The sequence below is a fragment of the Arenibacter sp. F20364 genome (assembly GCF_023015905.1).
In the GTDB taxonomy this organism is placed as follows: domain Bacteria; phylum Bacteroidota; class Bacteroidia; order Flavobacteriales; family Flavobacteriaceae; genus Arenibacter.
Map to the genome: position 1 here is coordinate 244677 of NZ_JALKBD010000002.1, position 22152 is coordinate 266828.

Annotated in this window: 24 protein-coding genes; 9 read left to right on the top strand and 15 right to left on the bottom strand. The window is 39.7% G+C overall.

Annotation, left to right across the window (positions count from 1 at the left end):
* Positions 1-143: 143 nt before the first annotated feature.
* Positions 144-1181, top strand: coding sequence for an N-acetylmuramoyl-L-alanine amidase (locus MWU84_RS02520; RefSeq protein ID WP_246897854.1), 1038 nt, complete (start codon positions 144-146; stop codon positions 1179-1181).
* 6 nt (positions 1182-1187) lie between these two features.
* Here the strand turns inward: MWU84_RS02520 and MWU84_RS02525 are convergent, their stop codons facing one another.
* From MWU84_RS02525 to MWU84_RS02550, 6 genes are all read right to left on the bottom strand, one after another.
* The gene (locus tag MWU84_RS02525) at positions 1188-1895 is read right to left on the bottom strand and encodes a TIGR04283 family arsenosugar biosynthesis glycosyltransferase (protein ID WP_246897855.1); all 708 of its coding nucleotides are present in this window, start codon (positions 1893-1895) and stop codon (positions 1188-1190) included.
* The gene (locus tag MWU84_RS02530; protein WP_246897857.1) at positions 1882-2637 is read right to left on the bottom strand and encodes a DUF547 domain-containing protein; all 756 of its coding nucleotides are present in this window, start codon (positions 2635-2637) and stop codon (positions 1882-1884) included. Before MWU84_RS02530 ends, MWU84_RS02525 begins: the two co-directional genes overlap by 14 nt.
* Before the next feature lie 60 nt (positions 2638-2697).
* A complete protein-coding gene (gene arsM, locus MWU84_RS02535) occupies positions 2698-3663 on the bottom strand; it encodes an arsenosugar biosynthesis arsenite methyltransferase ArsM (protein WP_246897860.1) in 966 nt (321 codons plus the stop codon).
* 65 nt (positions 3664-3728) lie between these two features.
* Positions 3729-4544: a purine-nucleoside phosphorylase gene (locus MWU84_RS02540; protein WP_246897862.1), complete on the bottom strand. Its 816-nt coding sequence runs from the start codon at positions 4542-4544 to the stop codon at positions 3729-3731.
* Between the two features lie 6 nt (positions 4545-4550).
* Positions 4551-5162: a TIGR04282 family arsenosugar biosynthesis glycosyltransferase gene (locus MWU84_RS02545; protein ID WP_246897865.1), complete on the bottom strand. Its 612-nt coding sequence runs from the start codon at positions 5160-5162 to the stop codon at positions 4551-4553.
* 165 nt (positions 5163-5327) lie between these two features.
* Positions 5328-5840: a rhodanese-like domain-containing protein gene (locus MWU84_RS02550; RefSeq protein WP_246897866.1), complete on the bottom strand. Its 513-nt coding sequence runs from the start codon at positions 5838-5840 to the stop codon at positions 5328-5330.
* 241 nt (positions 5841-6081) lie between these two features.
* On the opposite strand from MWU84_RS02550, the gene MWU84_RS02555 reads away from it, so the two are divergent.
* On the top strand, positions 6082-7017 hold the full coding sequence (locus MWU84_RS02555) for a YitT family protein (RefSeq protein WP_246897869.1): 936 nt from the start codon (positions 6082-6084) through the stop codon (positions 7015-7017).
* A gap of 118 nt (positions 7018-7135) precedes the next feature.
* Positions 7136-7759: a thioredoxin family protein gene (locus MWU84_RS02560; protein ID WP_246897871.1), complete on the top strand. Its 624-nt coding sequence runs from the start codon at positions 7136-7138 to the stop codon at positions 7757-7759.
* Here MWU84_RS02560 and MWU84_RS02565 read toward each other — a convergent pair.
* From MWU84_RS02565 to MWU84_RS02585, 5 genes are all read right to left on the bottom strand, one after another.
* Positions 7742-8473: a hypothetical protein gene (locus MWU84_RS02565; protein WP_246897873.1), complete on the bottom strand. Its 732-nt coding sequence runs from the start codon at positions 8471-8473 to the stop codon at positions 7742-7744. The genes MWU84_RS02560 and MWU84_RS02565 overlap by 18 nt on opposite strands.
* 78 nt (positions 8474-8551) lie before the next feature.
* On the bottom strand, positions 8552-9247 hold the full coding sequence (truB, locus tag MWU84_RS02570) for a tRNA pseudouridine(55) synthase TruB (RefSeq protein ID WP_246897875.1): 696 nt from the start codon (positions 9245-9247) through the stop codon (positions 8552-8554).
* Positions 9247-10032 (bottom strand): undecaprenyl-diphosphate phosphatase, encoded by a 786-nt coding sequence (locus MWU84_RS02575; protein ID WP_246897878.1) that lies wholly within the window; start codon positions 10030-10032, stop codon positions 9247-9249. Before MWU84_RS02575 ends, truB begins: the two co-directional genes overlap by 1 nt.
* A 3-nt stretch (positions 10033-10035) precedes the next feature.
* A complete protein-coding gene (locus tag MWU84_RS02580; RefSeq protein WP_246897881.1) occupies positions 10036-10302 on the bottom strand; it encodes a DUF3098 domain-containing protein in 267 nt (88 codons plus the stop codon).
* 9 nt (positions 10303-10311) lie between these two features.
* A complete protein-coding gene (locus tag MWU84_RS02585; RefSeq protein ID WP_246897883.1) occupies positions 10312-11190 on the bottom strand; it encodes a permease-like cell division protein FtsX in 879 nt (292 codons plus the stop codon).
* Between the two features lie 352 nt (positions 11191-11542).
* Here MWU84_RS02585 and MWU84_RS02590 point away from each other — a divergent pair, with 352 nt between their 5' ends.
* The 4 genes from MWU84_RS02590 (at position 11543) to MWU84_RS02605 (ending at position 16976) form a co-directional block, all read left to right on the top strand.
* Positions 11543-14476 carry a class I tRNA ligase family protein gene (locus MWU84_RS02590; protein ID WP_246897886.1) on the top strand — a complete coding sequence of 978 codons (2934 nt, stop codon included), beginning with the start codon at positions 11543-11545 and terminating at the stop codon, positions 14474-14476.
* A gap of 91 nt (positions 14477-14567) precedes the next feature.
* Complete coding sequence (locus tag MWU84_RS02595) at positions 14568-14822, top strand: SemiSWEET transporter (protein WP_246897888.1); 255 nt, start codon at positions 14568-14570, stop codon at positions 14820-14822.
* Positions 14823-15050: 228 nt separating this feature from the next.
* Complete coding sequence (gene ald, locus MWU84_RS02600; RefSeq protein WP_246897890.1) at positions 15051-16142, top strand: alanine dehydrogenase; 1092 nt, start codon at positions 15051-15053, stop codon at positions 16140-16142.
* A 138-nt stretch (positions 16143-16280) separates the two neighbouring features.
* Positions 16281-16976 (top strand): zinc metallopeptidase, encoded by a 696-nt coding sequence (locus MWU84_RS02605; protein ID WP_246897893.1) that lies wholly within the window; start codon positions 16281-16283, stop codon positions 16974-16976.
* Positions 16977-17095: 119 nt separating this feature from the next.
* On the opposite strand, the gene MWU84_RS02610 is transcribed toward MWU84_RS02605, so the two are convergent.
* From MWU84_RS02610 to MWU84_RS02625, 4 genes are all read right to left on the bottom strand, one after another.
* The gene (locus MWU84_RS02610) at positions 17096-17608 is read right to left on the bottom strand and encodes a ferritin (protein WP_246897895.1); all 513 of its coding nucleotides are present in this window, start codon (positions 17606-17608) and stop codon (positions 17096-17098) included.
* Positions 17609-17747: 139 nt separating this feature from the next.
* Positions 17748-18068: a hypothetical protein gene (locus tag MWU84_RS02615; RefSeq protein WP_246897897.1), complete on the bottom strand. Its 321-nt coding sequence runs from the start codon at positions 18066-18068 to the stop codon at positions 17748-17750.
* A 40-nt stretch (positions 18069-18108) separates the two neighbouring features.
* Positions 18109-18579 (bottom strand): Lrp/AsnC ligand binding domain-containing protein, encoded by a 471-nt coding sequence (locus tag MWU84_RS02620; RefSeq protein WP_246897899.1) that lies wholly within the window; start codon positions 18577-18579, stop codon positions 18109-18111.
* A 49-nt stretch (positions 18580-18628) separates the two neighbouring features.
* Positions 18629-20002: a saccharopine dehydrogenase family protein gene (locus MWU84_RS02625; RefSeq protein ID WP_246897902.1), complete on the bottom strand. Its 1374-nt coding sequence runs from the start codon at positions 20000-20002 to the stop codon at positions 18629-18631.
* A gap of 77 nt (positions 20003-20079) precedes the next feature.
* On the opposite strand from MWU84_RS02625, the gene MWU84_RS02630 reads away from it, so the two are divergent.
* Together MWU84_RS02630 and pckA are read left to right on the top strand one after the other, a co-directional pair.
* A complete protein-coding gene (locus MWU84_RS02630) occupies positions 20080-20472 on the top strand; it encodes a DUF423 domain-containing protein (protein ID WP_246897904.1) in 393 nt (130 codons plus the stop codon).
* A gap of 49 nt (positions 20473-20521) precedes the next feature.
* Complete coding sequence (pckA, locus tag MWU84_RS02635; RefSeq protein WP_246897906.1) at positions 20522-22138, top strand: phosphoenolpyruvate carboxykinase (ATP); 1617 nt, start codon at positions 20522-20524, stop codon at positions 22136-22138.
* Positions 22139-22152 lie beyond the last annotated feature (14 nt).

Here is a 22152-nt window from a genome sequence, read left to right on the forward strand (position 1 = left end):
TCACCGCCCAATTTTTGGTGAGCGTTCGGTCTTTGACCTGAAATTTAGGTTTAAACGATCCAAGAATTCCTTCATTTTTGATTGTTCTTGGAATTGGGCAGTATTTTTGATAATATTTGTATGAAATTTGAATGGTGTCTGTAATGAGAACTTTTATTTTATCGTGGATGGTGGCTTTAATAGGGCTTCCTTTAATTGCCCAAACGTCCGTTAAAACCGTAATCGCGGAAAGGGGAGATGGTATTTATTCCATTCTCAGAAAGCAAGGCATGAACCCGGTTAGGCACTACGGACATTTTGTTGATCTTAATCAAGATAATCTACGGGATAGTATGCACCTTTATGAAGGAAGGGAATACATTATACCTCCCGTACCAGTGGATACTGTTTCCATAGGGGAATCCGTTGAAAAGAAGGCTACAGAGATTAAGGCGGTATCCAATATGCTCAATGACGATATTTTTGGTAAGGATTACGCTTCCACAGAGATAAAGAGCAATAAGTTACAGGGTGCCATTTATTATTTGATTTCAGGTCATGGCGGGCCGGATCCAGGTGCTATTGAAAAATATGAGGGAAAAATCATAGCAGAAGACGAATACGCTTACGACATTACCCTGCGTTTGGCTAAGGAGCTTATATCCCATGGGGCCAAGACCTATATTATAATCAGGGATTCCAATGATGGTATAAGGGATCAGCGTATTTTGGAAATAGATAGGGACGAGGTGGCCTATCCCAATGAAGAAATACCTTTGAACCAATTAATGAGATTAAAGCAACGTGTAGATATAGTGAACAAGCTTTATTTGGAAAATACGGGGAAATACCAACGCCTAATAGTGACCCATGTTGATAGCCGCAGCAGGGGGCAGAATATAGACGTGTTTTTCTATCATCATGAGAACAGTAAGAACGGCAAGCGTTTGGCTGAAAGTATCCACGAGACGTTTTTGAAAAAATACAGACAATATCAACCTAACAGAAACTATGAGGGTACCTTTGGTGATCGTAGTGGACTGTATTTAGTTAAAAATACACTACCGGCCATGGCCTATATAGAAATTGGGAATATTAAAAACAAAAAGGATCAAAAACGAATCTTGGATCCTGATAATAGACAAGCCCTGGCGAAATGGATTTCAGAAGGGGTGATGTTGGATTTTGACAATAAAAATTAGAGGTATTTAAGAGGCAATGTTTTTTTTGTAATAGCGGTACAACTGGTCAGGCCCAAAACCCAGTAAATTCTTCAGATGGATTATACCGAAATGATATTGTAACCTAATTGTTCCAAGCTTTTCATATTTTCTGGCCGAGGTTACTACATGTTGGGGCAATACCTTGAATTTTGATGTTTTATAAAGGCGTCCAATAAATTCTGTATCCTCGTAGATAAGATACTTTTCATTAAAGCCACCAGTCTTTAGGAACAGGTCATTGAGAATAAATAAAGATTGATCACCGCCCCTACATAGTCGGTTATTTAATCTGCTGAACCAAGCGAAGAATCTTAAAAACCTTTTAGAGGTATCGAATTTCATTCTAAAGCAGCCCGAATATATTTTGTTATGTACTGCATTTAGAATATAATGGTCAAAGTTTTTCGGCGGAAATGTGTCGGCATGTAGAAAGTAAAGCACCTCGCCGGTGGCCAATTCCGCTCCCTTGTTCATTTGTTTGGCACGCCCCTTTTCTGTGAAAAGGATCTTTGCTCCCAAAGTTTTTGCCAAGGGTATAGTTGCGTCGGTACTGCCTCCGTCCACTACAATTATTTCCTTAATATTCTCTGGGCAGCTATTCGCTTTCAAATACTCCAACAAATTGCCAATATAGGCGGCCTCATTGAGCGTAGGGATTATGACACTAAGAGTTCTGGAATTACTCGGTTTCATTTAATCCCCAGTTATAGTTCAAATAACTTATTTTGGTATTGGCAGTCAGTTTTTGAGTAGCATATTTGTTGATATAATCTACCAAGGAACCATTTTCGGTGAAATCTTTTTTGTACCAATTAAAAATTTGTGATAAGGAAGTTTTTTCCTTTGATAGTACATTTCTTTTTGGGTCATTGATAAAATCGATGGCCGTTTGCTCCAACAGCTTTTCAAGATTGGCAGCTGTAAATGCCGTATTCAATAATTTGGGACAGGAATAAGAGGCGCAGTTAATGGCAAAATGAATGCGCGGTTCATCCATTTTGCGCAGTATCTTGTGTTCCAGGTCGCCCAAAGAAATGTTTTCATCTCCCATTTGCACAATGTCTTTCCCCCACGGATTTCTTATGTCCTTAATACTTTTGATAGGATAGTTGTCCAAAACAAGTTTTACCGTGGCTGCATTGTAAAGGTTTATATAATAGGCAAATTTTTCAGGTTTTGGGGCCTGGTCGTTAGGACCGTTTTCCGCCAAATAGTCCAAGTATTGCTCCAATGCTGGAATGTCCTGGGCAAAGCCTTTATAGTCAACATTTCCCGACTTGGTTACATGTTTTTTAAGCAATTTGTCCCAATCGGAATGATCTAAAGGCAAAACAATATCCAGAGTAAAATCTTCATTATACTTTGGAGAAGGAATATAACTGGAAATACTGATTGCTAAAAGCAAGATCAATACTATGGATAATTTAAGGTGCATAGAACTTTATTTACCTATAATTAGTATGGTCAAATACATAAACCTTACATCAAGTTTGCGTTAACAACAACCTCCGCCATTATAATGCCAAGTGCTGTTGCTTATATGAATTTCGTCATTGCTTTTCTCTAGGGCAGATGCTGTTTTATCGCATACCGCCAAGGGCTGATTCTGCATTAGCACATGACCGTTTTTGTCGTCAAAATATTCTTCATTACCGTAGTATATAGCTGTTTTTCCCGTAAATATACAGGGCCCATCCTGAGGCATGGGATCTTTAATGGCGGCAATTTCTATAGATTCAATATAGATCAATTCTTCTGTAGGATATTGATTGGGGGAGAGAACGCGGTACGATTTTCTCGCCCGGATTTCAATGGTTCCAAAACCGGCATCCGTCAATACCTTTACATACTCTTGCAACGGGATGCTTCCACTTAAACAAAGGGCCCTTAGCCTATCGTCATTACGTAAGGTTTCGTTCATAGGCTGCTCACATATTGGGTCGCTCATAACCAATCTGCCATGGGGTTTTAGTACCCGATACATTTCGGCAACCGCTTTCTTTAAGTCTTCCGTCTTAAAGATATTAAATAGGCAATTCTGTGCGGCAACATCAATACTTTCGTCCTCAATAGGTAGATGTAGGGCATCCCCTTTAACAAGGTTGACAAAATCACTTTTAAACCAAGGGTTTTCCTGTTCCGCTATTTTGAAGTTTTCTCTGGAAGCCTCCAACATCTCATCAACAACATCAACTCCTGTAACTCCGCCCGTTTGTCTTGAGAAATATGAAAACTGCAACAGCTCCATTCCGCCCCCGACCCCTACATATAGGACCTTTGGGTTGTTTGCCAAATCCTGGGCAGAAACCGTACTTCCACAACCGTAGTTCATATCCTGCATAATTCTGGGAATGGACAGGCCGGGGAACTGCCAAATGGGATTGGTGGTGCAACAGAGCCCGACATCCGGGGTTAGTGCTGCATCTTTATATAATTCATTTGTTGCTTGTAAATAACTCATTTCTATTCGATTAAAATTTTATGTCAGTTATGTAATTATCTTTCCTAGCCACTCGCTACTGAAAATTACACTTCCCTAAGTAGTTGCCTAAACAGTGTTATCATTTTGGGTTCTGTTTTACTGGCAATTTCAATTATTTCTGCTATGTTGACCGGTTTAAGATTGTCTGGGTCGCATTCGTCCGTTAAAACGGATACGGCCACTACGGGCAATTTTAAGTGATTGGCAACGATCACTTCAGGCACGGTACTCATTCCTACGGCGTCGGCGCCAATAATTTTTAACATTCTGTATTCAGCCTTGGTTTCCAGTTGCGGTCCTACAACGGAGGCGTACACTCCCTTTTGGAGGGATATATCTTCTTTTTTGGCTATTTTTTCCAAGCTTCTGCGCATTGGAATGTCGTAGGGCTCGCTCATATCTGTAAAACGCTCTCCAAATTGGCTTACGTTTTTAAAGGCCAAGGGAGACCCGCCTTGAAGGTTGATGTGGTCCTCGATAAGCATCATGTCACCTTTTTTATAATCGGGGTTTATGGCTCCGGCAGCATTAGAGATGAATAGCTTTTTTATCCCTAGCCTTTCCATTACACGAATAGGGTAGGTAACGTCTAAAAGATCATAGCCTTCATAAAAGTGGAACCTGCCCTGCATTACCACAACTTTTTTGCCTTCCAAGAATCCATAGATCAATTTACCGGAATGGAATTCTACCGTAGCCAAAGGAAAATAGGGAATGTGGTTGTAATGCGCTTCTATCGGATTTTCAATTTCATCTGCCAATTTGCCCAAGCCTGTTCCCAGGACTATGCCAATTTCTGGGGTTTCAAATCCCTTTCCTATTAAATAATCGGTAGATTCCTTTAGTAATTTATCCGTCATATAATTTCAATTTTTTAAAAAGGTTCGGAAGATTTCAATATCCTTGATATCTTCAAAATAGTCAATATCATTTTTAGGAGCTAGCAGACCGTGGTTTTCATTATTCAAATCCTGTAATGTAGCCTCTAATACAGTATCAGTGCCCCAGGTTTTATTGTTAAAAAGAGCTGGGTTATAGACATTCATCCCCAGTAAATAATAGCCGCCATCAATAGCGGGACCAATGACATAATCACGATGCCCCAAGAAATTAAAGGCTTCCAGTAAATCATTTTCATTTAAATCGTACATATCACTGCCAATGATAATAATTTTCTCATAGCCTGCATTAAATCCGTCCTTAAAGGCATTGCCCATGCGCTCTCCCAGATCATTTCCCGATTGCACTTTTTTTTCGTAAACTTGGTTGTCCCATAGATCATCTTCCCAAATGTCATCGGAATAACACACCCATTTTGTCACATTTAACCCCTTGGTAATATTCTTGGTATGATCAAGTAAAAAGTTATATATATTCAAGGCCGCCAGATCACCCACCGTAGCTGCCAATCTAGTTTTGCACTTGCCTAGTTCAGGGTTACGCGTAAATATTATAAGTAAGTCTTTGGGGTGGGTCATATAATCTATATATTATTTTTCCAATTTTAACGGACTTGGTCTTAATGGTCGTTATAGGTTTATATTCATTACTTAATTGTGGTATAGAAAAGGAGAATTTGTTGGGATTCCATGTCCGATTCCAACACTTAATGGCAGTTTGTAGATTTTAGGTGATGTCAATATTTAGTCTTTTTGTTTTGTATGGCCATAAACTTTAGTGGCATTGTTCAACATTTTACCCCAATGCCTATTGTAGGCATGCACTCTATCTGTTTCTTTTCCAATGGAGTTATATACTGGATAATTCTTATTTTTCCATTGAAAAATACCGCCATATAGGTTGTAGACTTCTTTATATCCCTTTTTTATAAGTTTTTCCCCGATCTTTTCAGAGCGAACCCCTATAGAGCAATAGACGACAATAGGTGTATTTTTATTGGGAATCACGGATGTAATTTGTTCAGTGTCAAATTTCCTATTGCCGACCCATATTGCTTTTGCAAGATGGCTTACCTTAAATTCCCTTTTATCCCTGGTATCTAGGAGCAGGAATTGGTTGCCAACTGCTAATTTTTCCGCCACTATATATGGTACACTGTTTTTGTTGAACTTCCGCAATGTCTTGTCTATTTCACTTTGACCGTGAAGTCCGTCAAAACAAAAAAAGCATATGAAAATTTGGAGCAGATATTTCATTGTAAGGGGTAAATCACTCGGCAAAGATAGTATATTGCCATCATAACCTTAGGCTACAACTTTTGGCTGCAAATTAATTTGAGTTATGAAGGAGGGGATTTCCAATATTAGAATTGGATTTTTTAATTTCACGGTTCTGGAACTGCGCAATTCGTTTTCTTTAAACATTTTGCAAATGTATCTGGGGAGGCCTTTTGTGATATGTTTTTGCGATAATTAAATCTTATCTTAATAAAAAAATATGCCAGATAAAAAGAAAAAAAGTCATGACTTTAAATCCAACCTATATTCCTATTGGAAAAAATCCAGAAGGTTTAGGGTTGGAATTTTTGCGGACATACACGATATTCTATTTATAATAGCTGGGATTTTTTCTGCTGCTTTTGGTTTGGAAAGTTTTTTATTGCCCAATAGCTTTATTGATGGTGGGGCTACGGGGATTTCACTTTTAATTTCTGAAATTTCATCTATACCCTTATATATACTGATTATTCTGGTCAATATTCCATTTATATTTCTTGGTTTTAAGGTGATAGGGAAGCAATTTGCAATTAAGGCGTCTTTGGCAATTTTTGGCCTGTCCATTGTTTTGGCAACGGTACACTTTCCAGAAGTGACCGAAGACAAACTTTTAGTCGCGGTTTTTGGAGGTTTCTTTCTGGGAGCCGGAATTGGACTTTCCATTAGGGGTGGTGGTGTGTTGGATGGTACCGAGGTGCTTGCCATTTATTTGAGTAGAAAATTAAGGACTAAAATTGGCGATAATATTATAGTGATTAATATTATTATATTCTTGGCTGCTGCATACTTCCTTTCTTTGGAAACAGCACTGTATTCTATGTTAACTTATTTATCAGCTTCAAAGACTTTGGATTTTGTGGTTGATGGAATCGAGGAGTATACCGGAGTTACCATTATATCTTCCCGCAGTGAGGAGATCAGACTCATGATTACGGAAAAACTGGGCCGGGGGCTTACCATATATAAGGGGCATGGTGGTTATGGAAGAAGTGGCGTACATAATGAGTACGACATTATTTATGCCGTAATTACAAGATTGGAGATTAGTAAATTAAATACAGAGCTGGAAAAGATAGACCCCAATGCCTTTGTTGTAATGAACAGTATAAATGATACTAAAGGCGGAATGATCAAAAAAAGAGCCTTGAATCACTAGGATTTCCGATTATTTAGGAGTTGTGTAAGCATTGCGAAAGTAAAGCTACTAATGTAACTATTGTTACCCACTGTTGGCCTTGGAAGGGTTAATTTTGGCTTAAATAGTATTGAAATTTATGGAAAAAACTGCACAGAAAACCAAAGGTGAATTGCTTAGGGAAGGACTTAAGTTGTCCATGGGTTATGGGGATTACAGGCAAATGATTTCCGATTTGGCTTTGGAGGGAAAATCTACAGGGCCTTTGCAAAGTGAAGAGGTTATCAATTATACACGACTGAACGATCAACGGATGAAGCGTTTGGACAAGACCATTCAGATCGATGCCGATTCCGAATCCGAAATTAAAAAGGTGTCTAAAAAAATTACCTGGTTGGTACTTACGGAAAGCTGGTGTGGTGATGCCGCCCAAACTTTACCTGTAATGAATAAGATAGCGGATTTAAATCAGAATATTTCGTTGAAACTGGTATTGCGTGATGAAAACCTAGAATTAATGGAGCAGTTTTTGTCCAATGGCGCTATGGCCATTCCAAAATTGATTTCCATTGATGATGCTACGGGCAAGGTGATTGGAGAATGGGGTTCACGACCCTCTATTGCTGCCAATATGGTGCAGGATCACAAAAGAATATATGGGAAGTTGACAGCAGAATTTAAACAGGACTTACAGCTCTGGTACAATAAGGATAAGGGTCAAAATACGGTGAGCGACCTATTATCTTTACTTTTCTTGGAATAAGTAGGTAATAGTGCCCATTTGTTCAGCCTTCTCCCCGGTATTAAATTTGGATTTTAAGGCGTATTCAATGGCATTATCCACAAGGCAACCGTTGAGCGTACTGGAACTTTTTTTGTTTACATAGGCCTCGAGGACCTTGCCTAATGGGTCGACCTTAATATTAATGACCACTTTACCCCCTTCTATACAGGTATAAATGGGAATGGGTAGGTTAGTATGTCTTCTGTCTACCAAAGAGTACGAAATAGAAGTCCGTCTTTTGGCCAAATTGTTGGTCATTACTTCTTTGTTGGCTTCCTTTTCGCCCAGTAATTGTTGTTTTTCCCTTCTTCTCTTTGCCAATTCTTTTACTCTAGCGGCATATTCGGAGTCGGAGCTAAGATAGTCCGTTGGGTCATCACTATCAGAGGACAATTCCTGTTCCTCCAATATTTCCTCTAGGGTTTTTAGTGGTTCAGGATTGCCAAAACTTGGTTTATTGGCCTCGTTATAGGCCATATGACTTTTAATGGGATCGGCTTTGGCCATTTCTTCCATTTCCTTTAATTCTTCCTCAATTTGCTTTTCCAGATCCTCCTCTTCCAGCAGGCTTAATTCAATAACGTACTCTTCTTTTTCTTCTTGCCCCAAGTGGATGTTGTATAAACTAAGCACCACCAAAGCCATGGAAAAGAAAGTTATTAAAAAAGAAAGCTGTTTACGGTTTAAATTCATAGTGATATAACCACGTTTTATCAAAAATATTTCAAATTATCGACGAACGGTTAGGTTACCACTTTTAATTTCGAAGTTTTAACTGTCGATTTGCAGTAAATTACCAAATTCCTCGGGGGTTATGGCATTATTTACGTTGAAATCACCTATTTTGGTTCTTTTCAACGATGATAAATGGGCCCCGGTTTGCAGAGCTTTCCCAAAATCATGGGCCAAAGACCTAATATAGGTGCCTTTACTGCAGACGACCCTAAAGTGTATCATTGGCAGTTCTACAGAGGTAATTTCAAATTCTGTGATGGTGACCCCTCTTTTTTTTATCTCCACTTCCTTCCCTTCCCTTGCGTACTCGTAAAGTCTTTTGCCGTCTTTTTTTAGAGCGGAGAAAACGGGTGGAATTTGTTCTATATCCCCAATAAATTGGGCAGTAGTGCTGTGGATCAATTCATTGGTAATATGATCCGTGGGGAAGTTTTCGTTTATTTCCGTTTCCAGATCATAGGAAGGGGTTGTGCCGCCAAGGGTAATAGTTCCTGTATATTCTTTTTCTTGCCCCTGTAGTTCGTTTATGGTTTTGGTGGCTTTTCCTGTACAGATAAGTAATAATCCTGTCGCCAGTGGATCCAAGGTCCCGGCGTGACCTATCTTAATTTTTTTTAGCTGAAACTTCTTTCTGATTTTCCATTTTAAGGAATTAACAGCCTGGAAGGATGACCAACCAAGTGGTTTGTCTATTAATAATACCTGCCCCTCTAAAAAATTCTCTTTTGTCATTAAATTACGGTTAGTGGGCTTATAAAATAATGTATGACAATAATGGCAATACCCACTACGATTCTGTAGTAGCCAAAAATTTTAAAGCCATGTTTGCTTAAGTACCCAATAAAAGTCTTAATAGCGAATAGTGCCACTATAAACCCAACGACGTTGCCTATAATCAGTAGATTTATTTGTTCGGAGGTTAGGGTAAAGCCAGCAGCGTGATAATCATAGCTTTTTTTAAGTGTGGCCCCCAACATGGTTGGCAATGCTAGAAAGAATGAAAATTCCGCTGCTGCTGTCCTAGATAATTTTTGGGTCATGCCCCCAACAATACTGGCGCCACTTCTGGATACACCAGGAATCATTGCCAAACACTGGAAGAGTCCAATTTTAAAAGCCGTAGCATATGAAATATCGGTGTTCTCGGAATTTCCGAATAACTCATCCACTCTAAGAAGGATCAATCCCCCAATGACCAAGGAAAAGGCCACTACAAGCGGACTCTCCAGTAAGGCGTCTATTACATCACTTAAGAGTAGGCCCAGGACCACCGCAGGAATAAAAGCGACCAAAAGTTTATAATAGAAATCGATGCTTTGGAAGAATCGTTTAAAGTACAGTACCACTACTGAAAGTATGGTGCCCAATTGGATAACGATAGTAAATAATTTGGTAAAATCTTCCTGTGCAATACCAAAAAAGGAAGATGTAATAATCATGTGTCCAGTTGAAGAAACCGGTAAATACTCGGTTATACCTTCAATAATGGCAAGAATAATAGCCTCAAATATGTCCAAAATTTATTTCTTCTTATGCGGATTCAACAGAATGGCGTAAACTTCTATTCCGAGGCCTATCAATACCAATGTAGGGGCCAAGCGTATTCTTCTGAAATTGTAAATCTCAGGATTAAAAACATTGGGATCGTCACTTCCGCCGCCGCTCATAAGGATAAATCCTAGGCTAATAAAGGCCAAACCAACAAACATAAAAAGGTAATTTCTTTTTTGGAAAATAAATTCCTGTCTAGGCTTTTGCTGTTGATTGTTGTTTTGTTTTTTACTCATGCCGCAAAGTTAATAATATAAATCATCTGTTCTAAGATTTAAGAAGCGTTGTGTCGCAAAAAATGTACTTATAAAAGAAATCAAGACCCCTAATAAGAAGACACTTGCAAAAAGAAATATTAGAATTGTCGGATCCTCTAAAAGTAGGAGTTCCGGAAAATTTATATTTACATAGTAAATTACAAAGCCTAGTGCAATTAAGGCTATGACCGCTCCCAGAACCCCCAATTTAATGTTGGTCCAAATAAAGGGTCTGCGTATAAAAGTTTTAGTGGCCCCCACCATCTGCATGGTTTTTATGATAAAGCGCTTGGAGTAAATGGATAGTCGGATAGAACTGTTGATCAATAAGACGGCGATAAAAGTAAAAACGCCACTCGCAACCAGTATCCAGAAACTTATTTTTTTTACGTTATCGTTTAACAGTGTAATCAAGGGTTTGTCGTAGCTTACTTCTTCAATATAGTCCCTGCTCGAAATTTCCTCTGCTATTTCGGCAATCTTCTCTGTAGAAACATAATCGGCCTTAAGTTGCACATCTATGGAGTTCTTAAGGGGATTATACCCCAAGAAATCCAAAAAATTCTCTCCAATTTCCTCACTGTGCTGTTCTGCCGCCTGTTCCTTGGAAACATAGGTGGCCTTTTTGGTATATTCTGCCATGGCTAAGCTTTTTTGCAATTGGTCAACTTCAACTTCTTTGGCGTTGTCCTTAAGAAATACGGATATGGTAATCTGTTCTTTAAAATGATCGGCCAGTTTTTTGGTGTTCAGCACCAAAAGTCCCAATATACCCAATAAAAAAAGTACCAAGCCAATACTTAGGACCACTGAAAAATAAGAGGAGATAAGCTTTCTTTTTTGAAAACGTTCAAAAGATGTACTCATAGTTGAAAATCAATATGTAAAAATAGGAAAGTAAATTGAATTAGAAATGATTGAGGGATGTTTCATAGTCAATTTCAATATAAAGGGTTGCCAAAGTAATATGGGTATTTGGGAAATTCAATTGAAATTTTTGTACTTGCTTACAGTAGGGCAATGAAGATCCAACGTTCCAAAGTTTAGTGCAATTGTCTTTAGGTGTGGTTTATATGGTGTAATCAAGGCAGTGCTTTTGCTTTGGTAGGTAAGTCGATAATATCTTTTTGCTTTCATAGATTAAACTTATTTTTGCCCTGCATTAATTAAATGGAGTGTGTGCCCTTAGTGCGCCGGATTTAAAGACAAACAATATAGGATGACTTACGATTTTAGGAAGATTGAAGAAAAGTGGCAGAAATTTTGGGCTGAAAACCAAACTTTTAAAGCAGAAAACGACTCCCAAAAGGAAAAGTTTTATGTGCTGGATATGTTTCCCTATCCTTCAGGTGCCGGTTTGCACGTGGGACATCCCTTGGGCTATATAGCCAGCGATATTTATGCTCGCTATAAGAGGCACAAAGGTTTTAATGTACTGCATCCGATGGGGTACGATTCTTTTGGATTGCCTGCGGAGCAATATGCCATTCAGACAGGGCAGCATCCTGCCATTACCACAGAGGCGAATATCAACAGATATAGGGAGCAGTTGGATAAAATTGGCTTTTCTTTTGATTGGAGCCGGGAAGTGCGTACCTCCGATCCCAATTATTACAAATGGACACAGTGGATCTTTATCCAACTTTTTAATTCCTGGTACAATAAGGACAACGATAAGGCGGAAGATATTTCTAGTCTGATCGCTATTTTTGAAAAAGAGGGCAACCAAAGTGTAAACGCGGTTTGTGATGAGGATGTAGCAATATTTTCGGCAGCCGATTGGAAAGCCTTTACAACAAAGGAACAACAGGAAGTTTTATTGCAATATAGGCTGACGTTTTTGGCAGAGACCGAAGTGAATTGGTGTCCGGCCTTGGGTACGGTTTTGGCGAACGACGAGATTGTCAATGGAGTTTCCGAGCGAGGGGGCCATCCTGTTATACGTAAAAAAATGACACAGTGGAGTATGCGTATCTCCGCCTATGCCCAGCGGTTGTTGGACGATTTGACTATGGTAGATTGGCCTCAGCCCTTAAAGGACTCCCAAACCAATTGGATAGGCAGGTCCGAAGGGGCAGAAGTTACGTTTAGGGTTAAGGGGCGCGAAGAAAATATAGATGTTTTCACCACCAGGCCCGATACCATTTTTGGGGTAAGTTTTATGACCTTGGCCCCGGAGCACGAATTGGTTGCCAAAATTACCACTTCTGAGCAAAGAGAGGAAGTGGAGGCCTATATTGCGGCTACGGCCAAGCGCAGTGAGCGCGATCGTATGGCCGATGTAAAGACCATTACGGGAGCCTTTACGGGAGCTTATGCGGAACACCCATTTAGCAAAAAGGCCATTCCTATTTGGATAGGGGATTATGTGTTGGCCGGTTATGGTACCGGGGCGGTAATGTCCGTTCCCTGTGGAGATCAGCGCGATTACGACTTTGCGAAGCATTTCAATATTCCCATTCCCAATATTTTTGAGGGAGTGGATATTTCCGTAGAGGCCTTTGCCGATAAGGAGAAGACCAGTATTGCCAATTCCGACTTTTTAAATGGACTGCCCTATAAAAAGGCAGTTAAACGTGTAATTTTCGAATTGGAAAAATTAGGACAGGGAATAGGAAAAATCAATTACAGGTTGCGCGATGCCGTATTTAGTCGCCAACGCTATTGGGGGGAGCCATTTCCGGTATATTATGTGGACGGAATGCCACACATGATCAGTCCCGAACATTTGCCTATTGTGCTACCAGAAGTTGAGAAATACCTACCTACGGAAACTGGGGAGCCGCCTTTAGGCAATGCCACGGTTTGGGCATGGGATGTAAAGAAGTCAGAAGTGGTCAGTAACCAGTTGATAGATAACGAAACTGTATTTCCGTTGGAGTTGAACACCATGCCCGGATGGGCGGGCAGTTCCTATTACTTCAACCGATATATGGACCCCAATAATAATCAGGAAGTGTTTTCACAGGATGCCATTAATTATTGGCAGGATGTAGATCTCTATATTGGGGGAAGCGAGCATGCCACAGGGCATTTGTTATACAGTCGTTTCTGGCAGAAATTTTTGTTCGATAAAGGCTTCGTTCCAAAACCCGAGTTTGCCAAGAAATTGATCAATCAAGGGATGATTACGGGAACCAGCGCCTTTGTTTATTTTGTAGTTGCTCGTTTTGCTAAGGATAAACAATTTTATATTGCTGTGTCAAAAAGTGGTTGGGGTAGTGTTGATGAGGTTATAAAAAAATGGAGAAACACACCTCCAGTTAAAGACGAGGCATTTAGATATAGTGTTTTAAATAGAATTCACTCCCCTGTTGAATACGTTAATTCTTCTGATGAATTAGATATTGAATCTTTTAGACATGACCCCATGTATTCTGAATTTAGGGATGCTGTTTTTATTGGTGAAAAAGGGGAAGTAATTAAAGAGAATAACGATATATACATTGTTGGTCGCGAGGTAGAAAAAATGTCCAAATCCAAATACAATGTGGTAAATCCGGATAGTATCTGTCAGGAGTACGGAGCAGATTCCCTGCGTTTGTACGAGATGTTCCTAGGGCCATTGGAGCAATCCAAACCTTGGAATACTGCCGGTATTACAGGGGTTCACAGTTTTCTTAAGAAAATGTGGCGTTTGTTCCACGGGGGAAATGAAGGAGCTTTTACGGTGACCGATGCCGAACCTACAGCAGATAATTTAAAGACTTTGCACAAGACCATCAAGAAAGTGGAAGAGGATATAGAGAATTTTTCCTTCAACACCTCGGTGGCTACCTTTATGATCTGTGTAAACGAGTTGGCGGCCCAAAAATGTAATAGTAAAAAAATATTGGAACCGTTGGCCCTGTTGGTCTCACCATATGCCCCGCATATAGCGGAGGAACTTTGGAATAAATTGGGACACACGACCTCTATAGCAACCGCCCCATTCCCTAAATTTGAAGGGAAGTATTTGGTAGAGAGTAGTAAGGAGTACCCTATTTCTTTCAATGGAAAAGTGCGCTTTAAATTGGAATTGCCGGCAGATCTTTCCAAAGAGGAAATTGAGGCTGCGGTCATGATCCATGACAAAACACAGGAACAACTCCAGGGGCGTGCCCCTAAAAAGGTGATTGTGGTTCCGGGAAAAATTGTCAATATAGTAGGATAAGGAGATTGTTCCAAAGCTTAAGTTGATTTTGGTAATATTTTGGATTTAAAATTGCATTGAGGGGTTTGCCCATAAAATTGTTTCTAGCAGCATGGAAAATATCGAAATCATGGGCCTGGTAGCGGCCGTACTTACTACATCCTCTATAGTACCACAGGTGCATAAGACTTGGAACAATAAATCCACCAAGGATATTTCATTGACCATGTATTTGGCCATGTTTATGGGGGTGGTGCTGTGGTTGATTTATGGGATATACCATGAAAGTATACCAATGATTTTAGCGAATTTTGTTACCGCTGTATTACTCTTCATCATGATTGTCCTCAAGCTGAAATATAAATAGCTGGCTATTTTCTAATTTTTGGTCGCTGTTAATGGAGCCTTTTTATTGGGTTCGTACACATAATGTGAAAAGTGTAATAATGTATGATATTGGCCCTCGTTTAGACCATTTTCTTTTTTTCTTCTAGTTTTTTGTTCCATTTTTGGAGCTCTAGCAACCAATTATTTATAGGAGGGAATAGTGTTTTTTGCATACCCCTTTCTTATAAGTATTAAAGTCAATTGAAAAATGAAAGTCGGTATTCCAAAGGAAATCCAAAATAACGAGAGCCGGGTAGGCATAACACCTGCCGGAGTTTTTGAACTGGTGAAAAATAACCATACTGTATATGTACAAACAGGCGCTGGTGACGGTAGTGGGTTTTCAAATGCCGATTACCAACAAGTAGGGGCAATTGTTTTGGATACCATAGGTCATGTTTATGCCATGAGCGATATGATCGTTAAGGTAAAGGAACCTATAAAAGAGGAATATCCCCTTGTTCAAAAAGGGCAAGTGGTATTTACCTATTTTCATTTTGCCTCAAGTGAGGTGCTTACCGAAGCCATGATCGAACGAAAAGGTATTTGTATAGCCTATGAAACTGTGGAAGATGATGATGGGACATTGCCTTTGTTGACACCCATGTCTGAGGTCGCAGGTAGAATGGCCATTCAACAAGGAGCAAAATACCTTGAGAAACCGGAAAAAGGTCGTGGGGTGCTATTGGGGGGAGTCCCTGGGGTGGCACCGGGAAGGGTTTTGGTGCTTGGGGCCGGGGTTGTGGGGATACAAGCTGCTAAAATGGCAGCCGGACTTGGGGCCCATGTTACAATATTGGATGTTAATATGAAACGGTTACGCTATGTTAATGATGTAATGCCAAGTCATGTGGTGACAGAATTCTCAAATGAATTTAATATAAGAAAACACATAAAGGACCATGATCTTATTGTTGGGGGTGTCTTGTTAAAGGGGGCCAAAGCTCCAAAGATCATTACCCGGGACATGCTTAAAGAAATGCGTCCGGGTACCGTAATTGTGGATGTGGCAGTAGACCAAGGTGGATGTGTGGAGACCACAAGGCCTACCACCCATGAGAACCCTGTATATATCATTGATGATGTGGTGCATTACTGTGTTACCAATATGCCCGGGGCAGTGCCCTACACTTCCACCATGGCCTTGACCAATGTAACATTGCCCTATGTATTGAAATTGGCCAACTTGGGGTGGGAACAAGCCTGCAATATGGACTTATCCCTGAAGAAGGGGGTGAATATAGTAAAGGGACAAGTAATCTATAACGAGATTTTGGAAGCCTTTAAATGGCGGGGATAGGAATAAAGACAGTACATTTTGTCATACATGTGGCCCCGTCATAATTTGGCGGGGTTTTTGATTATTTAGGAAAGAAAGAATTAATTAATAAGAAAGGGAAACTTTAGTATATTGGATTAATTTAAAAACGAAATTGTTATGATGATGTATTATATATTACTGGGCGCTATAGCTCTAGTAAGTTGGCTGGTTAGTAATAAGCTAAAAAGTAAATTTAAGTTTTATTCCAAAGTGCATTTGCGCAATGGAATGAGCGGTGCCGAAATTGCCGAAAAAATGTTGGCAGATCACGGGATCAGGGATGTTAAGGTTATTTCTACACCAGGGATGCTAACGGACCACTATAATCCGGTAAATAAAACGGTAAATTTAAGTGAGGGGGTTTACAATCAAAGAAATGCTTCGGCGGCAGCTGTTGCGGCCCACGAATGTGGCCATGCGGTACAACACGCTACGGCATATGAATGGTTGACACTGCGTTCCAAATTGGTGCCGGTGGTAAGTGTTACCTCTGGAATGTCTATGTGGGTGGTCTTCGGTGGCCTTATGTTGGGAGCTGCGGCAGGAGTTGGTCTTGGATATTGGGTTGCTGTGGCAGGTCTAATAATGATGGGTCTTGCTACCTTGTTCAGTTTTATCACTTTACCTGTTGAATACGATGCCAGTAACCGTGCCTTGGCTTGGTTAAAGAACAAGAATATGGTGAGCCAAGAGGAGTATAAAGGGTCTGAAGATGCTTTAAAATGGGCTGCCAGAACTTACTTGGTGGCCGCTATAGGATCTTTGGCAACCTTGGTCTATTGGGCTATGCAGGTTTTAGGTGGAAGGGACTAAGAAATTACAGGACCTTAAGATAAGAGCAAAAGGAGATGTGAAAACATCTCCTTTTTTATGTCGTAATATATTTTGCCCTGCCTTGGAGAGACGTAAATATGCTCATAAAAGCTATGTCACTATGCTGTTTTAATCCGCTCGTCAATAAATTTAAGGGCAATACCATCCCGCCCCATAAGCTCAAAGAGATCCAGGATATCCCTAAAGGTCTTTTCTTCTTCCAATTGCTCTTTTATAAACCATTGCAGAAAATTTTCAGTTAGATAATCCTGCTCCTTTTTGGCAACCGATAGAATTTTGTAGATGGACTTGGTCACCTCAATTTCTTGGTCCAATGCTGTTTCAAAAACCTCTTCCAAATTGGAAAAATCATGGTTGATATTGTCTACGGTAGGCGAAAGGGAATTTCCTCCACAATCTGCTATAAACTTGAATATTTTCATCATATGCTCCCTTTCTTCGGTTGCCTGATGATAAAAGAATTCTGCACTTTGTACGAAGGCATTCTGCTCGCACCAAGATGCCATGGCCAAGTAAGAAGCGGAGGCATGTGATTCCATTTTTATCTGATCATTGAGCAAGTCCATAGTGCTTACCTTTATACTCATTCTTTGTCTTGCTATATCTTTCATAGTTCTATGTTTTATTGGGTTAATGCATGAAACTTCTTAAAAAAGATCATTTTAGTATTAAAGATATTGAATGCGGAGGTTAATTGATAATCTCGCCATTAATTTTAAATTGGTCTTAGACCAATTTAAAATAAGTCCATTATGAACTAGTGAGGGGGATTTCGGAGGATATACCTAAAAGGCTAAAACTGTACTTTACCATTTCCATTAAATCCAAAACTTCGAAAGTGTTCAACAAGAATAAATGTTCCTTGTTACACAATATCAATATTTCAAATCCATGTTTATTAAGGTCGGAATCAAAATGATCCTCTATGGAAACAGCGTAGATTTTTTGGCGCAGCGCCAACAATTGGCAAAAAGAAAACTTTACCATCTTTTGTCCAAAATCTATATAATACCGTCTATCTTGGTCAGATTGATAAAGGGTATAGAATTTTGAAGCGTACACTTTGGTCATAGAGCCCAAAATTAAAACTTATTTAGATTCAATCCAAATATTAGATTGTAATTTGACGGTCAATTTGTTGATCCAAAGAAATAAAGGTCTCTGTTCTGGATACCCCTTCTATCTGTTGAATATCCCTATTTAGCACATGCATAAGATGTTCGTTGTCCCTGCAAAGTACTTTTATAAGAATGGACCAGTTTCCCGTAGTGTAATGGCATTCCAAAACCTCGGGGATTTTTTCAAGTTCCTTAACGGCAAGCGGATTGCTCATAGCCTTGTCCAAATAAATACCAATATAGGCCATGGTGGTATATCCCAAAACTTTGGGATTAATAATGAATTTAGATCCTGCAATTAAACCTGAAGCTTCCAATTTTCGCAACCTCTGATGAATGGCAGCACCTGAAATCCCAATTTTTCTGGCAATTTCCAGAACGGGTTTTCGTGCATCATCCATTAAAAATCTTAGGATCTTTTTGTCGATACCGTCAATTTTTATGTTGTCGTTGTTAGATTTCATGGTCTATACTTCAATTTCCTTTATAAAGATACCAAAATGGTTTTACATCTTAACTAGCAACAGAATTGGGGTTATAACCCAAGTAGGGTATATGGTATTCTTTAAATTGGATTCCAAAGGATTTAAGTTGCTTTAATATGGGTTCGTATACCTCCCGCCTAAGTGGTAACTGTACTCCTGGGGTGGTAATTTTTTTGTTTAATATCAGTAAGGTGGCCATAGCTACCGGTAAGCCAACCGTCTTGGCCATGGCGGTATAGGTCCGGTCTTCCCCAATTACGACTGTATTGGAGTCTATCTGTTCTTTTTTTCCGTTTAGTTCGTATCCAAATTTGTGGTACATTACAATCATATCCTTATCCGTACTTTCCAAGGTCCAACTATCTTCCAAGATTCTTTGTAAAATTTCAGCAGGAGTAGCATTTTTTAATTCAATTTTCCGATTGGAATCAAATAGGTGCAATTCCATTAATTTTTCCCACATGATATCATCTTGGTCAATCTTAAGATAATGCCTAAGTTTTAATTCTACAGTATTGGTAGGGGAATAGGGTAGAAATAGGTTCACAAAATCTCGGTAAGACATTCCTTCGCTATTCTCAATGGTATAGCTGTCATCTGTCATGCCCAATTGTACGAACATATTCCATGCCTTGGAAAAACCTACCCTTCGCATAGTTCCGCGATACAGGGTAAGCGCGTTCTCCAGGCCGTATGCCTCCCTATATTTTAAGGAATCCCTATTGGCATATACTTCAAATTTTCCGTAGCCCTCTACGTCCAAGAATTCTGTTCTTCTAAAAAGTTTGTGGTAGGGGATATACTTGTATGTGCCTTCTTGAATAAATTTGGCTACTCCACCTTGACCGGCTACTACAACATTTCGGGGGTTCCAAGTAAATTTATAGTTCCACAGGTTGTTGTCGCTTTCTGGGGCCACTAAACCACCGGTAAAAGATTCGAAGAGAATTATTTTGCCACCTTGATCCCTAATGTTATCTATTACCTGCATGGCACTCATATGGTCAATACCTGGATCCAAGCCAATTTCGTTCATAAATACCAGGCCTTTTGCTTTGGCCTGTTGGTCCAAAGCCATTAATTCATCGCTTATATAGGAGGCAGTAACCAAATGTTTTGTAAATTGAATGCAATCCGTTGCTACCTTGATATGAAAACGGGCAGGGAGCATGGAAATGACTATGTCCGATTCTTTAATGGCATTACTTCTTTCGGTATCATTAAAAATGTCCAATTTTAAAATAGTACATGCCCTGTGTAATTTTACCTTATCTGGAAGTACTTCGGGATTTAAGTCGCATATAGTAATATGTAAATTTTCCTCCTCTGCTTTTTGCAGTAAATAATCTAACAAATAAGAGGTGGATTTTCCGGTGCCCACAACAAGTATTTTTCGACGCATTGGTTTTTTACTTTTCTATTTTACGGATACTAAGGTATCAAATTGTTATATTTGTAAGAAATTGACCCATATAAGTTATGAACAAAACAATTTTCGGTACGGGCCTATTTTTCGGTCTAACGGCAGTTCTATTGGGGGCTTTTGGGGCACACGGTCTGGAAAAAATGATTGATGCCACGGCCATCGAGACCTTTGAAACTGGGGTAAGATACCAGATGTACCACGCTTTGTTCCTTATGATTTTAGGAGGGTCCAACCTATTGCTTGAAGAGCGAAAAAAAATGGTCTACTATTTTATTGTGGCCGGAATTATATGTTTTTCCTTTTCAATTTACCTTTTGGCAATCAATGAATTGTCGAGTTTTGATTTTAAGAAAATAGCACTATTGACTCCCCTTGGAGGTGTTCTCTTGGTTACAGGCTGGATACTTTTGGGCATTAGGGTTCTAAATCAAAAAGCATTAAATTAAAACTAACACGCTCTTAGAGCATTTTTTTTTCTAATAAAACTCAATTATTATGAATTCATCAACCCCCTCAACGAAATCGATTGCGTTGGAGAACTATGGCATTTCAACTAAAAAAATTCACTACCAATTGGCGCCGTCCAAGCTGCATGAAATTACTGTGGAAAAGGGTATGGGCGTAACCTCTTCAACCGGAGCCTTGGCCATAAATACAGGCGAATTTACAGGTAGATCGCCAATGGACAGGTTTATTGTAAAGGATGATATTACAGCCGATAAAATTTGGTGGGGTAATGTAAATATACCCTTTGAAAGTGAAAGGTTTGATGCACTGTACAAAAAGGTTATAGCATATCTTAATGAAAAGGAATTATATGTAAGGGATTGTTTTGCATGCGCAGACAAGGATTACAAGATGAACATTAGGGTTATTAACGAATACCCTTGGTCCAATATGTTTGCCTATAATATGTTTATAAGGCCTACTGAAGAGGAATTGGTTGATTTTGACCCGGAATGGACTGTGGTTAACGCCCCGGGGTTTATGGCAAAGGCCGAGGAAGATGGGACGAGGCAGCATAATTTTGCCATCTTGAATTTTACCCGAAAAATTGCCTTGATAGGAGGTACCGGCTATACGGGGGAAATTAAAAAAGGAATATTTTCAGCCTTGAATTTTATTCTTCCCGTGTTTAATAATTGCCTTCCCATGCATTGTTCTGCAAACGTTGGCGAGGACGGGGATACTGCCATCTTTTTTGGACTTTCCGGAACAGGAAAGACTACATTATCTGCAGATCCACATAGAAAATTGATCGGCGATGATGAACATGGTTGGACCAAAGAAAATACTGTGTTCAATTTTGAGGGAGGCTGTTACGCCAAGGTCATAAATCTTTCGGAAGAAAGTGAGCCCGAAATTTACGGAGCCATAAAGAAAGGTGCACTTTTGGAGAATGTGGTCTTGGATGCCCAAGGGGTAGTAGACTTTGCCAATACCTCTATAACCCAAAATACTAGGGTAAGTTATCCCATTTATAATATAGACAATATACAGGTGCCGTCCATTGGCAAGAACCCAAAAAATATTTTCTTTTTAACTGCTGATGCCTTTGGGGTATTGCCCCCTATATCCAAGTTGACCCCTAGTCAGGCAGCCTATCATTTTATTTCTGGATATACGGCCAAGGTGGCCGGTACCGAGGCAGGGGTGGTTGAACCTGTGCCTAGTTTCTCGGCCTGTTTTGGAGCGCCGTTTATGCCATTACATCCAACCAAATACGCAGAGATGCTCAGTAAAAAAATGTTGGATGCAGGGGTAAATGTATGGTTGGTAAATACAGGTTGGACAGGTGGCCCTTATGGGGTGGGAACCAGAATGAAATTGAAATATACCAGAGCCATGATCCATGCTGCACTAAGTGGTGAATTGGGACTGTACAGTTATGACAAATACCATATCCACTCCGTATTTGGTGTGGCCCAGCCTAGAGAATGCCCAGGAGTACCTACCAGTGTTCTAAGTCCACGGGCAACCTGGAACAATGACGAGGCCTACTATAAAACGGCCTTTAAATTGACGAATGCCTTTCGTGAAAACTTCAAGAAATTTGAGATTTACGCCAATGAGGAAATTAGGCGTGGAGGACCGCAACGATATGCTTTCTAAAAGAAAAACCCGAG